Source organism: Salinirubrum litoreum (genome assembly GCF_020567425.1).
Lineage (GTDB): Archaea > Halobacteriota > Halobacteria > Halobacteriales > Haloferacaceae > Salinirubrum > Salinirubrum litoreum.
Map to the genome: position 1 here is coordinate 1,066,292 of NZ_JAJCVJ010000002.1, position 19,939 is coordinate 1,086,230.

The 19,939-nt window shown below is 65.0% G+C and carries 14 protein-coding genes and 1 rRNA gene; 9 read left to right on the forward strand and 6 right to left on the reverse strand.

The window, feature by feature from the left end:
• Positions 1-101 precede the first annotated feature (101 nt).
• Together LI337_RS13905 and LI337_RS13910 are read right to left on the reverse strand one after the other, a co-directional pair.
• A 16S ribosomal RNA gene (locus LI337_RS13905) occupies positions 102-1,576 on the reverse strand.
• A 1,077-nt stretch (positions 1,577-2,653) separates the two neighbouring features.
• The gene (locus LI337_RS13910) at positions 2,654-2,962 is read right to left on the reverse strand and encodes a non-histone chromosomal MC1 family protein (RefSeq protein ID WP_227230449.1); all 309 of its coding nucleotides are present in this window, start codon (positions 2,960-2,962) and stop codon (positions 2,654-2,656) included.
• A 313-nt stretch (positions 2,963-3,275) separates the two neighbouring features.
• On the opposite strand from LI337_RS13910, the gene LI337_RS13915 reads away from it, so the two are divergent.
• Together LI337_RS13915 and LI337_RS13920 are read left to right on the forward strand one after the other, a co-directional pair.
• On the forward strand, positions 3,276-3,473 hold the full coding sequence (locus tag LI337_RS13915; RefSeq protein ID WP_227230451.1) for a type I toxin-antitoxin system SymE family toxin: 198 nt from the start codon (positions 3,276-3,278) through the stop codon (positions 3,471-3,473).
• A 61-nt stretch (positions 3,474-3,534) separates the two neighbouring features.
• Positions 3,535-4,593 (forward strand): quinone-dependent dihydroorotate dehydrogenase, encoded by a 1,059-nt coding sequence (locus tag LI337_RS13920; RefSeq protein ID WP_227230453.1) that lies wholly within the window; start codon positions 3,535-3,537, stop codon positions 4,591-4,593.
• A gap of 39 nt (positions 4,594-4,632) precedes the next feature.
• Here the strand turns inward: LI337_RS13920 and LI337_RS13925 are convergent, their stop codons facing one another.
• Complete coding sequence (locus LI337_RS13925; RefSeq protein WP_227230454.1) at positions 4,633-7,257, reverse strand: valine--tRNA ligase; 2,625 nt, start codon at positions 7,255-7,257, stop codon at positions 4,633-4,635.
• A gap of 128 nt (positions 7,258-7,385) precedes the next feature.
• Positions 7,386-9,236, reverse strand: coding sequence for an AAA family ATPase (locus tag LI337_RS13930; protein ID WP_303645261.1), 1,851 nt, complete (start codon positions 9,234-9,236; stop codon positions 7,386-7,388).
• A 1,467-nt stretch (positions 9,237-10,703) separates the two neighbouring features.
• Here LI337_RS13930 and LI337_RS13935 point away from each other — a divergent pair.
• The 4 genes from LI337_RS13935 (at position 10,704) to LI337_RS13950 (ending at position 14,456) form a co-directional block, all read left to right on the forward strand.
• On the forward strand, positions 10,704-11,345 hold the full coding sequence (locus tag LI337_RS13935; RefSeq protein ID WP_227230455.1) for an Era-like GTP-binding protein: 642 nt from the start codon (positions 10,704-10,706) through the stop codon (positions 11,343-11,345).
• A gap of 3 nt (positions 11,346-11,348) precedes the next feature.
• A complete protein-coding gene (locus LI337_RS13940) occupies positions 11,349-11,735 on the forward strand; it encodes a DUF2073 domain-containing protein (protein WP_227230456.1) in 387 nt (128 codons plus the stop codon).
• 101 nt (positions 11,736-11,836) lie between these two features.
• A complete protein-coding gene (locus LI337_RS13945; RefSeq protein WP_227230457.1) occupies positions 11,837-12,658 on the forward strand; it encodes an OapC/ArvC family zinc-ribbon domain-containing protein in 822 nt (273 codons plus the stop codon).
• A gap of 328 nt (positions 12,659-12,986) precedes the next feature.
• Positions 12,987-14,456 carry an MATE family efflux transporter gene (locus tag LI337_RS13950; protein WP_227230458.1) on the forward strand — a complete coding sequence of 490 codons (1,470 nt, stop codon included), beginning with the start codon at positions 12,987-12,989 and terminating at the stop codon, positions 14,454-14,456.
• 67 nt (positions 14,457-14,523) lie between these two features.
• Here the strand turns inward: LI337_RS13950 and LI337_RS13955 are convergent, their stop codons facing one another.
• Together LI337_RS13955 and LI337_RS13960 are read right to left on the reverse strand one after the other, a co-directional pair.
• The gene (locus LI337_RS13955; protein ID WP_227230459.1) at positions 14,524-15,000 is read right to left on the reverse strand and encodes a type IV pilin N-terminal domain-containing protein; all 477 of its coding nucleotides are present in this window, start codon (positions 14,998-15,000) and stop codon (positions 14,524-14,526) included.
• 78 nt (positions 15,001-15,078) lie between these two features.
• The gene (locus LI337_RS13960; RefSeq protein WP_227230460.1) at positions 15,079-16,500 is read right to left on the reverse strand and encodes a DUF7096 domain-containing protein; all 1,422 of its coding nucleotides are present in this window, start codon (positions 16,498-16,500) and stop codon (positions 15,079-15,081) included.
• Positions 16,501-16,653: 153 nt separating this feature from the next.
• On the opposite strand from LI337_RS13960, the gene LI337_RS13965 reads away from it, so the two are divergent.
• The 3 genes from LI337_RS13965 to LI337_RS13975 all read left to right on the forward strand — a co-directional run bounded on the left by LI337_RS13965 (position 16,654) and on the right by LI337_RS13975 (position 19,752).
• Entirely contained in the window at positions 16,654-17,862 is a 1,209-nt protein-coding gene (locus LI337_RS13965) for a helix-turn-helix transcriptional regulator (protein WP_227230461.1), read from the forward strand.
• Positions 17,863-18,001: 139 nt separating this feature from the next.
• A complete protein-coding gene (locus tag LI337_RS13970) occupies positions 18,002-18,802 on the forward strand; it encodes an electron transfer flavoprotein subunit beta/FixA family protein (RefSeq protein ID WP_227230462.1) in 801 nt (266 codons plus the stop codon).
• Positions 18,799-19,752 carry an electron transfer flavoprotein subunit alpha/FixB family protein gene (locus LI337_RS13975; protein WP_227230463.1) on the forward strand — a complete coding sequence of 318 codons (954 nt, stop codon included), beginning with the start codon at positions 18,799-18,801 and terminating at the stop codon, positions 19,750-19,752. The genes LI337_RS13970 and LI337_RS13975 overlap by 4 nt, the downstream gene beginning before the upstream one ends.
• The last annotated feature ends 187 nt before the right edge of the window (positions 19,753-19,939 follow it).

Here is a 19,939-nt window from a genome sequence, read left to right on the forward strand (position 1 = left end):
GGGGTCGTCAGCCTTGGTAGTTCAAAGGTGCCCGACCGGACGAGGGTGGTCGAGCCGAACTCGGACAGGTGAGCCGGGGCATCGCCCCGGTCTCGGACGTTAGGAGGTGATCCAGCCGCAGATTCCCCTACGGCTACCTTGTTACGACTTAAGCCCCCTTGCGAAGCCCAGACTCGACATCCGTTACGGATGCCTCATCCGGACCTCACTCGGGTGCTTTGACGGGCGGTGTGTGCAAGGAGCAGGGACGTATTCACCGCGCCCTGCTGAGACGCGATTACTACCGAATCCAGCTTCATGAGGGCGAGTTTCAGCCCTCAATCCGAACTACGAGTAGGTTTCTGAGATTAGCGCCCTCTCTCGAGGTGGCAACCCATTGTCCTACCCATTGTAGCCCGCGTGTAGCCCAGCTCATTCGGGGCATACTGACCTACCGTTGCCCGTTCCTTCCTCCGCTTTGGCAGCGGCAGTCCTCCTAATGTACCCAACCACCACAGGGGTGTTGCTGGCAATTAGGAGCGCGGGTCTCGCTCGTTGCCTGACTTAACAGGACGCCTCACGGTACGAGCTGACGGCGGCCATGCACCTCCTCTCAGTAGCTCGCGGTAGAGGTCATCAACCTGACCATCATCGCTACTGTCGGAGCTGGTGAGATGTCCGGCGTTGAGTCCAATTAAACCGCAGGCTCCTCCGGTTGTAGTGCTCCCCCGCCAATTCCTTTAAGTTTCATCCTTGCGGACGTACTTCCCAGGCGGCTCACTTCACGGCTTCCCTACGGCACAGCGCTGGCTCGTAGCCAGCGCCACACCTAGTGAGCATCGTTTACGGCTAGGACTACCCGGGTATCTAATCCGGTTCGAGACCCTAGCTTTCGTCCCTCACCGTCGGGTCCGTCTTCCTGAGGCGCTTTCGCCACCGGCGGTCCGTCCAGGATTACGGGATTTCACTCCTACCCCGGACGTACCCCTCAGGTCTTCCGGCCCCAAGCCACGTGGTTTCCGCCGGACGCCCACTCGTTGAGCGAGTGGATTTCCCGACGGACCTACGTGGCCGGCTACGGACGCTTTAGGCCCAATAATATCGGTCATCACTCGAGCTGCCGGTATTACCGCGGCGGCTGGCACCGGTCTTGCCCAGCCCTTATTCCTGTACCACCTTACGGTACAGAAAAGCGAGGACTGTATGCCCTCGCACTCGGGGTCCCCTTATCGCACTCTCGTGCAGTGTAAAGGTTTCGCGCCTGCTGCGCCCCGTAGGGCCCGGAATCTTGTCTCAGATTCCGTCTCCGGGTTCTTGCTCTCACAACCCGTACCGATTATCGGCACGGTGGGCCGTTACCCCACCGTCTACCTAATCGGCCGCAGCCACATCCTATGGCGCCGGAGCGTTTAGAGCTCCCAGCATTCCAGCTCGGGAGCGGTATGAGTTATTAGCCTCAGTTTCCCGAGGTTATCACTCTCCATAGGGTAGTTTGGCCACGTGTTACGGAGCTATTCGCCACGGGTCTAAACCCGTGCGACTAGCATGGCTAAATCGGACCCCGATAGCAATGACCTCCGGCAGGATCAACCGGAATGTCCCCGAGTCAAGCTCGGGGGGTTGGCGGGAACGTATCCCAAAGGGATACAGTTCACCTAATATTGCGTGGTCCGAGTTCGGCGACGACCGACCGTCGACCGGACGGGTGTCACCGAACTACCAAGGCTAACATCAGATCCCGTCTGTACGGCGGACCGCAGGGGCGGAATCCTCATTTCCTTCGGACTTCAGTGTACCACGTTCGCGGGTATAAACCCATCGAAGTGCACCGAAGTCGAACGGAGATCGAATCCAACGACCTCCAATCGCGGTGTGTCTTTCGCATCACATCCGAACACCCTGATACACTTAAGGGCGTCGGATCAACCCGGACCGAGGAACGCTCGGACCGGGTCGGGCCACCGGGAGTGACTCCCGGCGACGACCACACCACATCCGAGTGCCCTGTTACACTTAAGGGCATCGGACTTGGGTCGTCGCCGGGTGTCGATTCCCCGGCGACCTGCGTACTTCAATCCGAACACCCTGATACACTTAAGGGCGTCGGATCGGGATCGCCGCCAGCGCGTGCGTGGCACGGCTACGGGGCGACCCCGAGTCACCGAGTCGGCCTCGGCGACCTTCGCATTACATCGAATGGCAGGTACACATAAAAGGCCGTCGAACCGAAGCCGCTTCGTCATGCGGTTTCATGCGAGAACGGTTCCCGTGACACCGCTTTCTCAATGTGAAAAGATAGCACAAGACTGCTCGGTGTCGAGCCACCGGAGACGACAGTACAGAAGTCACTCGACGGTGTGGTATCGCGCGGCTGGAGGTCGACTCGTCATTCCTCGCCTCGCACGTCTGGTCGGGTCGAGTGGTGGCCGCGCAGCAACGACTGATAGCGCGTGGCGGATAACGGTGTCGAGTGACGGGAGTCGACCAGGTGAGACGAGAGAGAACGGGTGACCCGGGGTCGGATGCGTACGGTCAGGAGACTGGTTCGGTGAGTAGAGCAGGGTGGTGAGCAGGAGACGAGCGAGCCGGGGACTGGTGAGTGACACGAGTCGCACACGCGGGCACACGCACGAAGAAAGTCAGGATCGGCGGACGACCGGGACGGCGATGGACGTCACTCGTCGAGGTGTTCGATTCCCTGTTTGGAGACGTTCGCCTCGGTGATCTCACCCGGCATCCAGTCGGGCTTGTTGTCGGGAGCCGTCTCCTCCCACGCCCAGCCCTCGTAGATGTGTACCTTGTCGGTCCCCTTCTCACGAAGTCGGAGCGTGACACGCTCGGCTTCGTCTTCCGAGGAACCGGGATCGAGTCGTCGTGCCGCCTTCAGTGCGGCCTGCCGGGGCGTGTTGCCCGAGAAGACACTCGACTCTGTTCCGTCCGCTTCGCGCAGGGCGAAGTTCCGCTTACCGTCTTCACGTACCATGGTTTTTCCCCTCCATGGCAACCGAACACAGGGTCCGATATAAATATATCGGGCAAACGAGGGCTATTCGGCACAAGATTTTTATACTCTGTCGGCGCTTTCGGGCGATTTACCCCTCGAAACCACTCCGAATCCGGGGGCGAACACCTCGCGCGCGCTCAAATTTCGAGGTCTCGAGAGAGGAATTTGATCCGGGTCGATCGTCGAACGACCCTCCGATCTCCCGTCTCCGGAGTCGACGAGCGACGCCGCGGCACCGAGTAGACAACACTTATGTATATCCTACGGCGAAGCTTCGAGAGAGAACCACCCGATGGTCCGGAAAAAGAAGCTCAGTCCGAGTGGCGCGAAGGACGAGAACGGCGAGTACCACAACGTCCACGTGAACCTCCACGAAGACGAACTCGCGGTCGCAGGACTCGACATCGGCGACGAAGTGTTCGTCAGGGTCCGGGACGGGAAGATCATCATCCAGAAGGCGGACCCAGACGAGGTCGAGCACGACTTCTGAGCGCCACACCCGCGGCCCGTTCTCGTCGCATTCATAGCCCTCGGTCGACTCTATCCTCTCGATGGGACTGTACGACGCCGCCAAACCGCTGCTGTTCACCCTGCCACCGGAGACTGCACACCGTACCGTCCACCGACTCCTCGATGCTGCACAGTCGACACCCGTCGAGGGCGCACTCCGCCGCCGGTACACCGTCGCGGACGATCGACTCCACACCACTGTCTTCGGACTCGACTTCGACTCGCCGGTCGGAGTCGCCGCCGGCTTCGACAAGAACGCGGAGATCCCGTCGATCCTCACGGCACTCGGCTTCGGCCACGTGGAGGTCGGCGGGGTCACAGCGGAGCGCCAGCCCGGCAACCCGCGTCCTCGGATGTTCCGCCTCCGAGAAGACGAGGCGCTGATCAACCGGATGGGGTTCAACAACCACGGGGCGGACGCGGTCGGCGAGCGACTCGACGCCACGCGCCTGCCCGATGCACCGGTCGGTATCAACATCGGGAAGTCGAAGTCGACGCCACTGGAGGAGGCGGCAGACGACTACCTCTACACCTACGAGCGCGTCGCACGCGCGGGCGACTACTTCGTCGTCAACGTCTCCAGTCCGAACACGCCCGGTCTGCGTGACCTCCAGCACCGTGACTCGCTGGAGGCCATCCTCGGCGGTCTGAAGGACGCCGGGGCCGCCCCGTTGCTCGTCAAACTCTCCCCGGACCTCCCGGACCCGGCGGTCGAGGACGCACTGGCGGTCGTCGACGACCTCGGTCTGGACGGCGTCATCACGACGAACACGACCACGGACCGCCCCGCGAGTCTCCGGAGTCACAACCGGGCGGAACGCGGCGGCCTGTCGGGGAAACCGATCGATTCCCGATCCACGGAGGCGGTCCGGTTCGTCGCCGAGCGAACCGACGTGCCGGTGATCGGCGTCGGTGGCGTCTCGACCGCCGAAGGAGCCTACCGGAAGATTCGCGCCGGGGCGAGTCTCGTCCAACTGTACACTGCACTCGTCTACCGTGGTCCGAGCGTGGCTCGCGAGATCAACGAAGGACTGCTCGACCTGCTGGAAGAAGACGGCTTCGAGCGTGTCGAGGACGCGGTCGGTGTCGACCTCGACTGAAAACGAAAGGAAAGATCTGCCGCGACGACCGCGACCGGCTCAGTTCTGGACGACGACGACTGCGTCGTCTGCTTCGACCATCTCGCCGTCACCGGAGTACCGACGCTCTTCTTCGACCTCGAACATCTCGCCGTCGAGTTCGTGGCCGGCGACGCGGAGGACGCCGTCTGCGAGTTCGTAGTCGCCCGACTCGATCCCGGCTTCGATGTCCGGCACGCTGCTGCCGAACTCCGGTCCGACGACCGCGTAGTCGAGGTCGATCCCGGTCACGACGGACTCGATGTCCGGCGCGTCGTCGTATGCCTCTAGTTCCGCGACGTGCATCACCCGCCGGATGTCGTCCTCGAACCCCGAAATGTCGCCGAACACCTCGACGCGGTCGATCTCCGCATTCAGCGGGATCGACTTGTCGCTCTTGTACTTCCGGAGTGCGCCGACGACCGACATCGCCGTCTCGCCGGCCGCGAGGTCGGCGTCCAGCCCCAGCGGTTCGGGCCACTCGCTGGTGTGGACCGAGCCCGCGTCGTACAGTTCCTGCCACAGTTCTTCGGTCACGTGCGCGAGCGTAGGCGCGAACAGTTTGAGGAACCGGCGGTGGGCCGTCTGGAGCGTGTACGCCGCCGAGGCGTCCTCGCCGTCGCGGAGTCGCTGTTTGGCGATCTCCAGATAGTCGTCACAGAACGTGTGCCAGAAGAAGCTCCGGAGGCGGTCGCGGGCCTTCGAGAACTCCCGGTTGGCCAGTTTCTCGTCGACGAACCGGATCTGGTCGTCCAGTTCCGCCAGCAACCACCGGTCGATAGCTTTCAACGCTGGTTGGTCGAGTCGCTCCTCGGGCGTCAGTGAGTCGACGAGTTTCGAGGCGTTCCACAGTTTCCGGAGGAGTTTCTCGCCCGCTCGGAGTCCCTTCTCGCTGTACGGCAGGTCGTCGCCGACCGCGCTCCCGGCGGCCCAGTAGCGGGCGGCGTCGACCGGGTACTCCTCCAAGACTTCCTGTGGCGAGATGATGTTCCCCAGCGACTTGGACATCTTCACGCGGTTCTCGTCTAAGACCATCCCGTTGATCATCACGGAGTCGAAGGGGACCTCGCCGGTGTGCTCGTAGCACTTGACGACGGTGTGGAACAGCCAGAAGCTGATGATGTCGTGACCCTGCGGCCGCATGTCGAAGGGGTACAGCTCCGGCAGTTCCATCTGGAACGCCCCGGCCTCGCTGTCCCAGTCCCACCCGGCGTTGATCAGCGGCGTCAGACTCGACGTCGCCCACGTGTCGAAGACGTCGTCCTCGGGGACGAACTCGTCGTGGCCACACTCGGGGCAGGCGTCGACCGGCGGGTCGTCCGAGAGGGGGTCGACCGGCAGGTCCTCACGCTCGGCCATGATCTCGTGGTCGCACTCCTCGCAGTACCAGACCGGGAACGGAATCCCCGAGGAGCGCTGGCGGGAGATGGACCAGTCCCACTCCAGGCCCTCGATCCAGTTCTTGTACCGCGTGAACATCTTCTCGGGATACCAGTCCATCGACCGACCCGCGTCGAGATACTCCTCCTTCTTGTCGAGCAGTTTCACGTACCACTGCTCGCTGACGAGGAACTCGACGGCGGTCCCACAGCGCTCGTGGACGTTGACCACGTGGCTGATCGGCCGGCGGTCGAGCAGGTGACCGGCGTCGTCGAGGTCGGCGACGATTCGCTCGCGGGCCGCCTCCCCGTCGAGGCCGCTGTACTCGCCGGCAACGTCGGTCATCGTCCCGGACTCGTCGATTGCGAGGCGGAGGTCCAGATCGTGGGCCTGGTACCACTCGATGTCGGTCTGGTCGCCGAAGGTACAGCACATCACGATCCCGGAGCCGGTCTCCAGATCGACGCGCTCGTCTTCGATGATCGGCACGCGGTGGCCGAAGAGTGGGACGACCGCCTCCTCGCCGACGAGATGCTGGTTCGAGTCGTCGTCCGGGTGGACGAAGACGGCGACGCAGGCCGGGAGCAGTTCGGGTCGGGTCGTGGAGATGGTGAAGCTCTCGTTCTCGCCGTTCTCGTCACCGGCGCTGTCGGCCACGTCGAACGCGATGTCGTGGAAGTGGGAGTCGCGTTCGTCGTCCTCGGTCTCGACCTGCGAGATGGCGGTCTCACACTCCGGACACCAGATCGCGGGGGCGCGACGGCGGTACTCTCGGCCCTGTTCGTAGAGGTCGATGAAGGAGAGCTGCGAGATGCGCTGGACGCGCGGTTCGATGGTCCGGTAGGTGTTGTTCCAGTCGATGGAGAAGCCGAGGCTCTGCATGTTCTCGGTGAACGTGTCCTCGTACTCCCGGCAGACCTCCCGGCAGAGGTCCTGGAACTCGTGGCGCTCGTAGTCCTGGTGGCGCACGTCGAGTTCGTCCTCGGTCAGCCGTTCCGAGGCGATGCCGTTGTCGTCGTAGCCGAACGGGAAGAAGACCTCCTTGCCCTGCATGCGCTGGTAGCGCGCGACGATGTCCTGCAGGATGGAGCCGTAGACGTGGCCCCAGTGGAGGTTCCCCGAGACGGTCGGCGGCGGGGTGTCGATGGAGAACACCGTGTTCGGATCTACGGCGGCCGCCTCGTCGAAGGCGTAGGTCTCCTCGTCCACCCACTGTCGTTGCCACTTCGCCTCGACCGTCTCCGGGTCGTATTCGCCGCTCGGCATCTGTACTCGGAAAATCCGCCTGCACGACTGTTAAAGAACTCGGTTGGTGGCTCGGACCGCAGGGGGAACGCGCTGAAGCCGTCCACTGACGGAATCGACCGCTGACCTCACGAAAATGGCCCCACCGTTCAGTTGTCGAAACGGGCCTGCACGAACGGTTGTGCGTTCTCGATGTCGCCGAGTCGGGAGTCAGACAGCAGGACTGCCTCTGTCTCGTCAATGGGCACAGAGAGGCTGATCTCCTTCGTCCGGCCGTACCGGCCCTTGGAGACGACGACCGCGTTCACGATGCCGAGCATGTCGAGTTCCGAGATCAGGTCCGTGACGCGCCGCTGGGTCAACACGTCGGCGTCGATCTCCTCACAGAGGCGCTTGTAGATGTTGAACACCTCGCCGGTGTTGATGTTGTGGACGCCGTTCTTCTCCAAGAGGATGATGGCGAAGAGGACGATCTTCGACTGGGTCGGGAGGGTGCGGACGACCTCCACGACGCGGTCGAGTTCGATCTTGTCCTGTGCCTGCCGGACGTGACTCTCCTCGACCGTGTCGGCCTGACTGCGCTCGGCGAGTTCACCCGCAGTTCGGAGGAGATCCAGCGCGCGCCGGGCGTCGCCGTGTTCCTGCGCGGCGAACGCGGCACACAGCGGGATCACGTCCTCGGTGAGCGCGTTACCCTTGAACGCCACGTCGGCGCGGTGCTGGAGGATGTCCCGGAGTTGGTTCGCGTCGTACGGCGGGAAGACGATCTCCTCCTCGCCGAGACTGGACTTGACGCGAGGGTCGAGAAAGTCGGTGAACTTCAGGTCGTTCGAGATACCCATGATCGAGATGCGGGAGTTGTCCAGTTCCGAGTTCATCCGCGAGAGGTTGTACAGGGTGTCGTCGCCGGACTTCTCGACGAGTTTGTCGATCTCGTCGAGCATGATGACGACCACACGCTCGTGGTAGTCCACCGCGTCGAAGAAGGTGGAGTAGACGCGGTCGGTCGGCCACCCGGTCATCGGGACCGTCTCCATCTCGTCGGCGTCCGACTCCAGGTCGGCGATGCGCTCGTCCAGCGCGTCGAGGCTCTGGAGTTGTTCGTCGCCGGTCTCGCCCGGTGCGGTCACGTCTTCGTTCCGGACGACCGCGTCGCCCGGTCGGTCGCTCTGGGTCGCGCGTGTGCGAAGGTCTCGAAGCCGGTCGAGTTCCTCGGCGATGACGGTCTGGTTCTTCTCGATGAACTTGTTCGCCAACTGGGCGAGGACGCGGTACTGCGTGTCGGTCACCTCGCAGTTGATGTACTCGACCTCACAGGGGACGTCGTACTTCTGAGAGGTGGATTCGAGTTCCTGCGAGACGAACTTCGCGCTGGCCGTCTTCCCGGTGCCCGTCTTCCCGTAGATCAGGATGTTCGACGGCGTCTCGCCCCGCAGCGCCGAGACGAGGATGGTCGCCATCTGGTTGATCTGGTCTTTCCGGTGGGGCAGTTCGTGTGGGGTGTAGGAGGGGCGGAGGACTTCCTTGTTCTCGAAGATGGGTTCGCCAGAGAGGAGATCGTCGAACAGTCCCTGGTTGTCGCCGTCGGTGTCGTCCAGTACGACCTCGTCGAGTCCCATGCCGGTGTCGGGGTCGTCGCCGACCGTTCCGCCCGACGCGATGTCGTCGGTGCTGATCTCTCCGGGGGTGAGTCCGCCGGCGTCGGTGCCGAGTCGACTCGAGTCGTCGCCGTCGATTCCGGCCGGTTCGTCGCGGGTCGTCTCGGAGTCCGTCGACTCGTCGTGGTCCCCTCCGGAGGAGTTCGGCTCCGTGCCGGTCCGCTCTGAGGACGTGGTGTCCACCTCGGCGTCGAGCGAGAGACGGTCGTCCAGTCCGGACTCGTCGTCACCTGCCTCGTTGTCGGGTGCTCCGGGGTCGTCTCCGGGGGGACCGGCCGACTCCGGTTGCTCGTGCTCCGATTCTCCCCCGTCTGCGTCGTCTGGTGTGTCGTCCCCTTCCATCGTGATCCCGTTCGAAGTACCCCTCTGTTTCAGGTGGAACGGTCCCGGAGCGCGGTGCGAAATCGGGAGTAGACGCGGGCTGCGCCGACGAATCTCCGAGATCACCACGACAGGACCGTCCAAGTGATGCAAACGAACCAGATGAAGAGGACCCACTAAAATCTTGTCTCTCCCGTCTCCTCACGGCCGTCGGAGGCCAGCGGACTTCCCGTCTGCCGGGCGGGACAGACGGAACTGCCCAGAGGAGCGAGAGGAACTTGGTCGGAGCGGAGTTCCAGTCGAACGGGTCCGGTCCTGCTCGACTCCGACAGTCGAGTGGGAACGGACAGGACCGAAGACGACCGAGTCGAGGAGAGGCCGGGTCGATCGACCCGGTCGCTTCGATTTGCCGCCGACTGCCGCGAAGTCGGCGTTCGCCGTCCACGAGTGCCTTCCACCCGAAAGAGAGGGGGTCGCTCGTCTGTTGCAGTCGAAACAGAGGGGTTACGGTCACACCGAAGGTCGGCGTTTCGGCTCGACACGAAGCTATCGGGGGAGCATCCACACACCACACCCCCCCGTTTCGCTTGGAACGTGTTTCGAATGGAAACGTCGGTCGTGTCGGACGGGTTCGAAGTTATCGCCGAGTTCTCCGTCGACGATCGGGCGGACTCGGGGATGCCCCCCACCCCTTCGTTTCAGGTGGAACGCCGAAAAGGTGGGTGGGGGATGGCGGATTCTAGGTACACTGGGTTTTATTACCCTCGTCGTATAACAAAATCCGTAGTGCAGTAGCAGTCGTTTTGGAGAGAAGAAGAGAGTGTTGGATGAAGGTGACTCGTGACTGTTGCCGACCACCCGACCCCACCCCATCGGACCGTTCCACTCGAAACGAGGGGGTGGGGGTGCCCCCGACGGCGTCCGGTTCGAGTCGAACCGGCATCACGAGTAGGCTCGAACTGATCCGCACCAGGCCGCCTCTCGTCGTCACCGTCTCGTCCTCACCGGTTTCGTCCTCACCGGTTTCGTCTTCACCGGTTTCGTCCCTCTTCTCACTACCCACGTCCTCACCGACTTCGGGTCCACCTGTACTTCTCTATCTGTCGCAGCTCTCTCCCCGTCGCAACTCTCTGCACGTCGCAGTCCCCTCTGCACCTTCGCGCTCCTTTGCACCTTCGCGCTCCTCTGCACCCCCACCCGTTTCGGGTCCACTCTCCTTCTCCTCCTCCCGTCTCCGACCCGGGCTACTTCACGTCACCTCTCCAGACCGTTTCCACGGGAACTGCCGCCCTTGTCGGTCCTCCGGCAGTTCGCCCGAACTAACTATTCTCGCCGAATTCGAACGACTGCACGCCGACATACCTCTATCGGTTACTGTCATGTTCTCAACTTGACCGGTGTCTGACGTAGTGCTTAAGTGAGCACGGTGTGCTTGTACCCGCATACGCTCCGTCGCGCGCGAAAACGCGGCGGAACGGGAGACTACGGATGGGACTACTCACAGAACTCAGAGACAGCATCTCACGGGTCACGGACCGGCTGTTCTCGGCGCAGGAGCCGAAGCGGATCGGCATCTACGGGCCGCCGAACGCCGGGAAGACGACCCTCGCCAATCGTATCGCCCGAGACTGGACCGGTGACGCCGTCGGCCCCGAGAGCCACGTACCACACGAGACGCGGCGTGCCCGCCGGAAGGAGAACGTCGAGATCCAGCGCAACGGGAAGACGGTCACCATCGACATCGTCGACACGCCGGGCGTCACGACGAAGGTCGACTACAAGGAGTTCATCGACCACGACATGGAGAAGGACGACGCCGTGCGTCGGTCCCGCGAGGCGACCGAGGGCGTCGCCGAGGCGATGCACTGGCTCCGGGAGGACGTCGACGGCGTCATCTACGTCCTTGACTCGGCGGACGACCCCTTCACGCAGGTCAACACGATGCTCATCGGGATCATCGAGAGCCAGGACCTCCCCGTTCTGATCTTCGCCAACAAGACGGATCTCGAGGACTCGAACGTCCAGCAGATCGCCAACGCGTTCCCCCAGCACGAGACGGTTCCGCTCTCGGCGCTCGAAGGCGACAACATGGACGAAGTGTACGACAAGATCGCGGAGTACTTCGGGTGAACCATGCCTGAAGTCACATCCGGCGACGCCGACGGCGTCAAGATCGACCTCATCAGCGGCGAGCGCATGGACGGCCTGCGGAGCATGGAGAAGATCCGGCTGATCCTCGACAGCGTCCGCGAGGGGAAGATCGTCATCCTCGAGGCGGGCCTGTCGCCCGACGAGGAGTCGAAGCTGATCGAAGTGACGATGACTGAGATCAGCCCCGACGAGTTCAACGGGATCGAGATCGAGACCTACCCCAAGTCGGAGGCCGCCGACCAGAGCCTGCTGGACCGGATCATGGGTCGCCAGTCGACGAAGAAGCTGACCGTCATCGGCCCGGCGAACCAGATCGAGACGCTCCACAAGGACGAGTCGATCATCAGCACGCTGATCTCGGTGAAGTGAGTCCCAGTATGTCCGACAGCCACGTTCCCGACTACCGAACCGTCGGTCGACTCGGCGTCCCCACGCGGTCTCGCCCCGACACAGCGCACTGACTCCCGCTCATGCCACACCAATGTACCAACTGCGGCCGGGCGTTCGAGGACGGCTCGAAGGAGATGCTGTCTGGCTGTCCGGACTGCGGCGGGAACAAGTTCCAGTTCCGCCCCGCGACGAGTGACTCGACCGACCAGCAGTCCTCGGCACAACAGTCCTCGGCCACTCAACAGTCGCAGTCGCAGACACAGCACCGGGAGTCGACCAGTACCGCCGCGAACACTGCCAACGAGGCGTCGACAACAGAGTCCGACACACCGACAGAGACACCGGACGACTCGGCGAGTCGGGGCGAGTGGCCGAACACGCCGGACGACGCGTCGGCGACGAGTGATTCCTCGCCCGCGCCACGGAACACCGAACCACAGTCGTCGCCCGATACCTCGGCGTCTCCCGGTTCATCGGCACCCACAGACACCGAGAAGTCACCGACCGCGAGCACCGGTGACACCGAAGACAACGCGCAGGCGAGCGCCCGAAGCGACGTGGTCTCGAAGGAGGAACTGGAGGCGTCGGCGTCGGGTCCCTCGGAGGCCGCCGATTCGGCACCTGCTCCCCGGTCGGAAGACGCCGGTGACGCACCCGAACCGCCGGACGCCGACGGCGAGGTCGTGGAAGCGCCGGAGGCGACCAACCCCGACCTCGAACAACTGCGCGAGGAACTGAACCAGCAGTTCGAGAGCATCAAGATCGTCGCGCCGGGGCAGTACGAACTGAACCTGATGGGGCTCTACGACCGCGAGGAGTACATCGTCTCCCTGCAGGAAGACGGCCGGTACGTCATCGAGGTTCCCGAGACGTGGCAGGGTCCGGGCGAAGACGACGGCTGACTGCGATCACTCCTCCGTAGTTCTCTCACCGACACCGTCTCCCGTGATCTGTGAGTCACTTCCGGAGTCACTTCCGGCTACGAGTCGTTTCTACCCCCGAGCAACTCCCTGCTATGTGTCCTTCCCAACTCCGAACCGCCCTCGGTGTGAGTCGTCTCCGACCGTGACCCACTTCTGACCGTGACCCACTTCCGACTGTGAGTCGTTCGCACAACCCCTCTGTTTCGACTGGAGATCCGTCGCCACGAACCAGTAGCGGCGAGCAACTCCCGGCAGTCGACCCCGAAGGGCAAACTCCCTTTATTCTCCGACACGTGTGGTTCGAGAGATGCTGGCTACCCTGCGGACGCGCACTCGCGCTCTTCTGATGCTGTTTCCGGCCCTCCTCGCTCGACTCGGAATCGTCGACAAGAAGAAGGGCGAGGAGGCGTTCGACCTCGCGGTCCCGGTGATGGTGACCGGCGGGATGCGGACACTGCTCCGGGTCGCGGACTTTCTGATGGTGAGTCTCGCGCTCGGCGCGGAGGCGGTCGCGGGACTCGAACTCGGCTTCCAGTACTACTTCATCCCGTTCGGGCTCTCGCTCGCACTCTCCAGCGGGACGATCAGCGTCATCTCGCGGTTCAAAGGGGCGGACGACCACGCGAAGGCCGACTTCGCGGTGAAGCAGTCGCTGTGGATCGCCATCCTGCTCGCGGTGCCGATCACGGTCTTCACCTGGTTCTACGCCGAGCCACTGATCGCGATTCTGACGAACGACCCCGACACCATCGGCTACGGCGCGATCTACCTCAAGATCATCATGCTTTCGGTGAGCTTCCGGTTCTGGAGTATGATCGCCGCCCGCGCGCTGGCCGGGAGCGGCGACACCCGGACGCCGATGTACGTCCGCCTGCTCACGCTCCCGACCAACGTCGCGTTGAACGCTCTCCTCATCTTCGGCCTCCTCGGCTTCCCGAAACTCGGCGTCGCGGGTGCGGCGTGGGGGAGTGCGGCCGCGAACACGCTCGCCGGCGTCATCTTCTTCGGCCTCCTGCTGTCGGGCCGCTACTCGGTCCAACTCCGCCTCGGCGGGAAGCAGTGGGACACGAGCATCGCACGGGAGATCGTCCGCGTCGGCCTCCCACTCGCAGGAACTCGCCTGTCGCGCACCTTCGGCCGATTCCCGTTTCTGTTCATCCTCGGCGTGCTCGGAACCGAGGTACTGGCCGCGTACGCCATCGGTCGGCGGGTGATGCTCCTCGCGCTGATGCCGGCCTGGGGCTACTCGACCGCCGCGAGCACGCTCGTCGGGCAGTACGTCGGCTCGGGCGAGGAGGACGAGGCGGCCGACTACGGCTGGCAGACGCTTCGCATCGCACTCGCAACCCAACTGCTGATCGCGGTCGGGGTGATCGTGTTCGCCCGGCCCATCGCGTCGGCGTTCGACGCGACGAACGTCGACCTGACGGTCACGTTCGTCCGGGTGTTCGGCGTCGGGGTCGCCGGCTTCAGCATCTCGCGGACGCTCCGGGGCGGGCTACGCGGCGCGGGCGACACGAGTTGGCCCTTCTACGGCGGGATGCTCGGCACCTACGTCGTCCGGCTTCCGATCGCGTTCGCGGCGCTCCCGGTCGGCTTCGGCGTGACGGTGCTGGGCGTGACGGTCGCACCGGGACTCGGGTGGGGACTTGCCGGCATCTTCGCGGCCATCCTCGCGGACATGTACGCGCGGGCGGTGGTGAACGGGGTCCGGTACTGGAGCGGGGCGTGGAAGGCGGTGGCTCGTCGGTCCGAAGTCGGCGCGAGCGCGGACTGAGTCGGTGGCCCTGACACCGCAACCCGCGACAACACAGCACAGTACCCACACCGGAGTCACGCGAGCCTCACACGGTCGTCTCCACTGCCGCGATCCGGTACGCACCCGAGACCACGACCACCCGAACCGTCGCCCCCGGCGCGATCTGTGGGCTGTTCGTCCCGGCGACCGTCAGGGTTCCGACCTCGCCGACCGCCCACTCGGCGTCGGACGCCGAGTTGAACGGCCCGGTCGGCCCCGGCACGAACCCCGTCGCCGAGAAGAACGGCACCGGTGGCTGGTGGGCCAACCGCGTCCCGTTCACCGCGATCCGCACCTCGACCTCCGCTACGTCGAGCGTCTCCCCGCCCTCGTGGGCCACCTGCAACTGATCGCCTTCGACCGACAACGAGAGCCGCGTCTGTGGCGGTGGCTCCTCGGGGACCACCCCGAAGACGGCGGTCCCGACGCCCGCTGTGAGTATCGCGGTCGCGAGGACCAGCAGGGCGACACCGACTACGGCACTCGTCGCCCGGCGGTCGGTACTGAACGTCGACGGCGTCACGGGACGGTGTGGTCCCGGCTTCCCTCAAGAAGATCGGGGTCGTCTGTCGCCTCGCCGGTCGTCGAGTCCGGAGCGTCCTCAGACGCGACTCGGTCGGCGGAAGGGCGCGGCCGTCCGTGAGGTGCCGATGTCGACCGTCTCCGTCTGGTTCTGGGTCTCGACCAGCGGCGTCACCCGGATGAACGTCGTCGGCTGACGCGGACCGTCCGGGTCGTAAGTCGCCGTCACGGTGAACGTGCCTCTGCGGGACAACACCCACAGGCGACCGTCCGCACCGGTCCGGCCGACGTTGAACCCGTTTATCGTGACGTCGCCGTCGACGACTTCGTCGGTCTGCGTGTCCCGGAGCGAGACCAACATCGGGCCGCCGGGGTAGGTGCGGTTCACCTGCAACTGCAGGCCCTCGCGGGTGCTCGTCACCTGCTGGGGGTTCCGGATGCTCCGGAGCGTCCGGACGACCTCCTCTTTGTACATCTGTTTGCTCCCCCGGTCGAAGTACGCCGTCACCCGGAAGATGGTCTCGTCGTCGGACTCGTCGCTCTGATTCAGACGGACGATCGTCCCCCGGAGCGTGTCGCCGGTACCGGGGTGAGTCGCCTCGATGCGGCCGATGTCGGCCTCGCGGGGGTACAACTCCTGCATCCGGGGCCGGATGTCGTCGACGACGAGACCGCCGTCCTGCGACTCGGGGTTCCGAACGCTCGGGAGGTAGGCCGTCCGGTAGTACGTCTCGCCGTCGATCATCGACATGACGACGCCCGTGTCGGTCGTCTCGACGTAGATCGTGGTCGCGCCGCGCTCGGCGCGGAGCGTCTCCCCGACGTGGGCGCGGATCGGCCCCTGGATCGCCCGGAGGTCCTCCTTCGCGGCACTGGCGTCCGATCCGATGGAGAACTGGTCGATGTCGTCGGCCGCGATCTCGAGTGCGTCGATCCGGGCGACCAACTGCTGGGCACGTGCGTCGATCCGGGCGAGACCGATCAACAGCTCTCGGCTGCTGATCGAGTCGTTGTTGTGGCTCCGGAACAGGATCCGTTCCTGCTGTCGGAGCGCGCTCGTCCGGGTCTCGGCACGGGAGAGTTCCGTCCGGATGATCTCCTCTCGGTCGAGTTGGGACTCGGCGGTCTCGATGGATCGGTTGAGCGTGATCGTCTCCAGTCGCGCGTCGAGTCGCTGATCGCGGAACCCGAGCGCAGTGGAGGCGTCCGACACCGAGTCGGCCGTCCCGTTGCGTTGGATCTCCGCCGGTGGGAGGATCAACACCCGGGTCGTCTGGTTGTCGAACGTCGTGATCGGTTGGCTGGTCGCCGCCCCGGTCGCGTTGCCGGTGTCGGTCGCGGGAGCACCACTGGTGTCGGCCACCACGGCGCCACCGCGGTCGGCGACCGATCCCGTAGACGTGGCTCCCGACGCGGTGGCGTTCGGCGCGGTGAGCGCGACGCTGGGGCCGACCGCCGCGACGACGAGGAGGACTGCGACGAACGCGGGGATCGCTCTCATCGGACCGGAGTTCACCCCGAGAGTACAAAAACTGTCGGGCCTTCGGGTTGTCCCACGGCGGCACGAGCGGTGCCGAGACGCTTCATGCGCATGTCAGACGTTTTATCGGGCGATGGAAAGCGTTTTGGCTCCCCCACGAGTGACAGCCAACACATGCGGTACGCCGCCCTCATCGTCGCCCTCCTCACGCTGTCGGTCGGTGTCGCGCCCGCGCTCGCGGTCTCGGGTGTCGGCGACACACCGGTCGCGCCGACCCCCGGTCAGTCGGCGTCACTCGACGACACGCCGGGCGTCGTCGGTTCGACGGTCCTCCAGACAGACGGCGGCAACGAGACGCCACGGACGACGATCACCATCGACCTGCGGGCGAACACGAGCGCCCGGTGGACGATCACTACCCGTCAGTCGCTCGACGGCGAGGACGAACGCGAGGCCTTCCGCGACCTGGTCGCCGAGTTCGAGGCCGGCGGGGCCGGCGTCGACGCCGACGTGGCGACGTTCCGGAACTACGCCCGGCAAGCCGAGAACTACACCGGGCGGCAGATGGCCATCGAGCGCGTCGATCCGACCGGCAGTATCGACGAGACGGGCGAGACCGGGATACTCAACCTCACCTTCACCTGGACGAACTTCGCCGAGCGAACCGAGAGCGACCGCCTCCGGGTGAGAGACGCCTTCCTGCGCGCCGAGGGTGAATCGTGGTTCCCGCGACTGACCGGCGACCAGCGACTCGTGATCCACGGCCCCGACGACTTCAACACGTACACGACACCCTCGGCCGCCCGCCAGCAGGGGAACACGGTCATCTTCGACTCCGGGCAGGAACTCGACCCCGAGACCGTCTACGCCACGTTCCAGCCCGAACCGCCTGCCCCACCGAGCCTCGTCGAGCAACTCCTCGGGATGCTCGGTTCGCCGGTCGCGCTCGGTGCGATACTGCTCGTCGCCGTGGTCGGCGCGGTCGCGTTCGTCCGCTACCGGCGCGACGACTCCCCGCCCCCCGCCGGTAGCGAGTCGTCGGCGACCGACGCGGAGACCGAGAGTGCTCAACCGACGGACGCTGCGGCCGGTGCGGGCGCGGCAGCGGCCGGAACAGACGAGTCGGCCGACGCCGAGGGCGACACGGCCGACGAGGAAGACGAGATCGACCTCGAACTGCTGTCCGACGAGGAGCGTGTCGAACACCTGCTCGAACAGAACGGCGGGCGGATGAAGCAGGCGAGCATCGTGAAGGAGACCGGCTGGTCCGACGCGAAGGTCTCGCAGTTGCTCTCCGCGATGGCCGAAGAAGACCGGATCAACAAGCTCCGACTCGGCCGGGAGAACCTGATCTCGCTGCCGGACGAGGACGACCCGGTCTGAGTATTCCGAGACAGCACCCCCGCCCGACGGTCTGCACGACGAGACCGAGTCGAGCGGACCTATCAGGACCGAGACAACCGCCGTTCTGCGCTTCTCGGTTCCGAAAGCGTTTACTCCGGCGTAGAGGTAGTGGTCGATGATGAAGATTCTCGTAACCGTCAAGGAAGTCGCCGAAGTCGAGGACGACTTCGAGATCGAGGGGCTGTCGGTCGCGGAGCGCTTCCTCGAGTACGACCTGAACGAGTGGGACGACTACGCCGTCGAGGAGGCCGTCCAGCTACAGGAAGCCGGCGACGACGTGGAGGTCGTCACGGTCACCATCGGCCCGGAGCGGAGCGAGGAGACGATCCGGATGGCGCTCGCGAAGGGTGCCGACCGCGCGATCCGTGTCTGGGACGACGCGCTCGCGGACGCCGACGCCCTCGACGTGGCGATCCGGACTCGCATCCTCGAAGCTGTCGTCGCCGAAGAGGAACCGGACCTGATCCTCTCCGGCGTGCAGGCCGCCGACACCGGCTTCGGCGCGACCGGCGTCTCGCTGGCCGACGCGGTCGGTTTCGAGTGGGCCGCCGTCGTCAACAGTCTCGATCAGGACGCCCTGCTCGCGGGCGAGGGCGCGAAGGTCCACCGTGAACTGGAGGGCGGCGTCGAGGAACTGACCGACGTGGAACTGCCGGCGGTCCTGACGATCCAGACCGGGATCAACGAACCCCGGTACGCGAGCCTTCGCGGGATTCGCCAGGCCCAGCGCAAGGAGATCGCCGAGACGAGTCTCGACGACCTCGGACTGGACGCGAGTGCAGTCGAGGGCAACGTCCACCTGACGGATATGTACGAACCCGAAAGCGAGTCCGACGCCGAACTGTTCGAGGGTGACGCCGGGGAGACCGCCAGCCAACTTGCGACCGTCCTGCGGGAGAAGGGGGTCGGTGCGGAATGAGCGACGTACTCGTCGTCGCCGACCACCGGCGCGGTGCTCTGCGTGACGTGAGCTACGAGATCCTGACTGCGGGCCGCGAACTCGCAGACGAGACCGGCGGCGACCTGCACGCCGCCGTCGTCTCGGGCGACGTGGAGAGTTTCGCCGACGACCTGAACCGCGAGGGCGTGGACGCGATCCACACCGTCGGCGACGGTGCGGAGTTCAACCACGACGTGTACGCGCAGGCGGTCACGGCACTGGCCGACGACCTCGCGCCGGAGTTCGTCCTCGCGCCCAACAGCGTCAACGGACTGGACTACGCCCCCGCAGTCGCCAACCGCCTCGGCCTGCCGTACGTCAGCGACGCGGTCGGTCTGGCCTACGACGACGGTCTCGTCGCCACCCGCGAGATGTACGGCTCGAAGGTCGAGACGACCGTCGAGGTCGACGCCGACAGCGCGGTCGTCTCCATCCGTGGCGGCGAGTGGGCCGCCGCCGAGGGCACCGGCGACGCCGAGGTTTCGGCGTTCGACTTCGACCTCGACGAGTCGGCCGTCCGGTCGACGGTCACCGGCTTCGAGGAGGTCGGCGGCGGCGACGTGGACATCGCGGACGCCGACGTGCTGGTGTCGGTCGGTCGCGGCATCGAGGAGGAGGACAACCTCGACCTGATCTTCGACCTCGCGGAGGCGATGGACGCGACGGTCTCCTCCTCGCGGCCCATCGTGGACAACGGGTGGCTCCCGAAGAACCGGCAGGTCGGCCAGTCCGGGAAGGTCGTCACGCCGGACGTCTACCTCGCGGTCGGCATCAGCGGCGCGGTCCAGCACGTCGCCGGCATGAAGGGTGCCGACACGATCATCGCGATCAACACCGACCCGAACGCGCCCATCTTCGACATCGCCGACTACGGTATCGTCGGCGACCTGTTCGAGGTCGTGCCCGAGTTGATCGCGCAGTTCGAGTGAGCGGTCGGTAGCGGTCTGCGGTTTTTGGTCCAGCTTTTCGAGGCCGAGCGACGCGAGACCGACGAAAAGGTGGTCGCAGGTCGTGCCCGAGTTGATCGCGCAGTTCGAGTGAGCGGTCGGTACCCGTCTGTGTCGTCACACTCGGTTCGTCTCGTCCCGGCGTTCCGTCACGTACTTGCACCAGCGC

Bases quoted from the DNA above. Each gene is read 5' to 3' on its own strand.
- LI337_RS13915 (WP_227230451.1), top strand. From the start codon at position 3,276: ATGGTCCGGAAAAAGAAGCTCAGTCCGAGTGGCGCGAAGGACGAGAAC.
- LI337_RS13940 (WP_227230456.1), top strand. From the start codon at position 11,349: ATGCCTGAAGTCACATCCGGCGACGCCGACGGCGTCAAGATCGACCTC.
- LI337_RS13945 (WP_227230457.1), top strand. From the start codon at position 11,837: ATGCCACACCAATGTACCAACTGCGGCCGGGCGTTCGAGGACGGCTCG.
- LI337_RS13950 (WP_227230458.1), top strand. From the start codon at position 12,987: ATGCTGGCTACCCTGCGGACGCGCACTCGCGCTCTTCTGATGCTGTTT.
- LI337_RS13960 (WP_227230460.1), bottom strand. From the start codon at position 16,500: ATGAGAGCGATCCCCGCGTTCGTCGCAGTCCTCCTCGTCGTCGCGGCG.
- LI337_RS13925 (WP_227230454.1), bottom strand. From the start codon at position 7,257: ATGCCGAGCGGCGAATACGACCCGGAGACGGTCGAGGCGAAGTGGCAA.
- LI337_RS13910 (WP_227230449.1), bottom strand. From the start codon at position 2,962: ATGGTACGTGAAGACGGTAAGCGGAACTTCGCCCTGCGCGAAGCGGAC.
- LI337_RS13935 (WP_227230455.1), top strand. From the start codon at position 10,704: ATGGGACTACTCACAGAACTCAGAGACAGCATCTCACGGGTCACGGAC.
- LI337_RS13920 (WP_227230453.1), top strand. From the start codon at position 3,535: ATGGGACTGTACGACGCCGCCAAACCGCTGCTGTTCACCCTGCCACCG.
- LI337_RS13970 (WP_227230462.1), top strand. From the start codon at position 18,002: ATGAAGATTCTCGTAACCGTCAAGGAAGTCGCCGAAGTCGAGGACGAC.
- LI337_RS13930 (WP_303645261.1), bottom strand. From the start codon at position 9,236: ATGGAAGGGGACGACACACCAGACGACGCAGACGGGGGAGAATCGGAG.
- LI337_RS13975 (WP_227230463.1), top strand. From the start codon at position 18,799: ATGAGCGACGTACTCGTCGTCGCCGACCACCGGCGCGGTGCTCTGCGT.
- LI337_RS13965 (WP_227230461.1), top strand. From the start codon at position 16,654: ATGCGGTACGCCGCCCTCATCGTCGCCCTCCTCACGCTGTCGGTCGGT.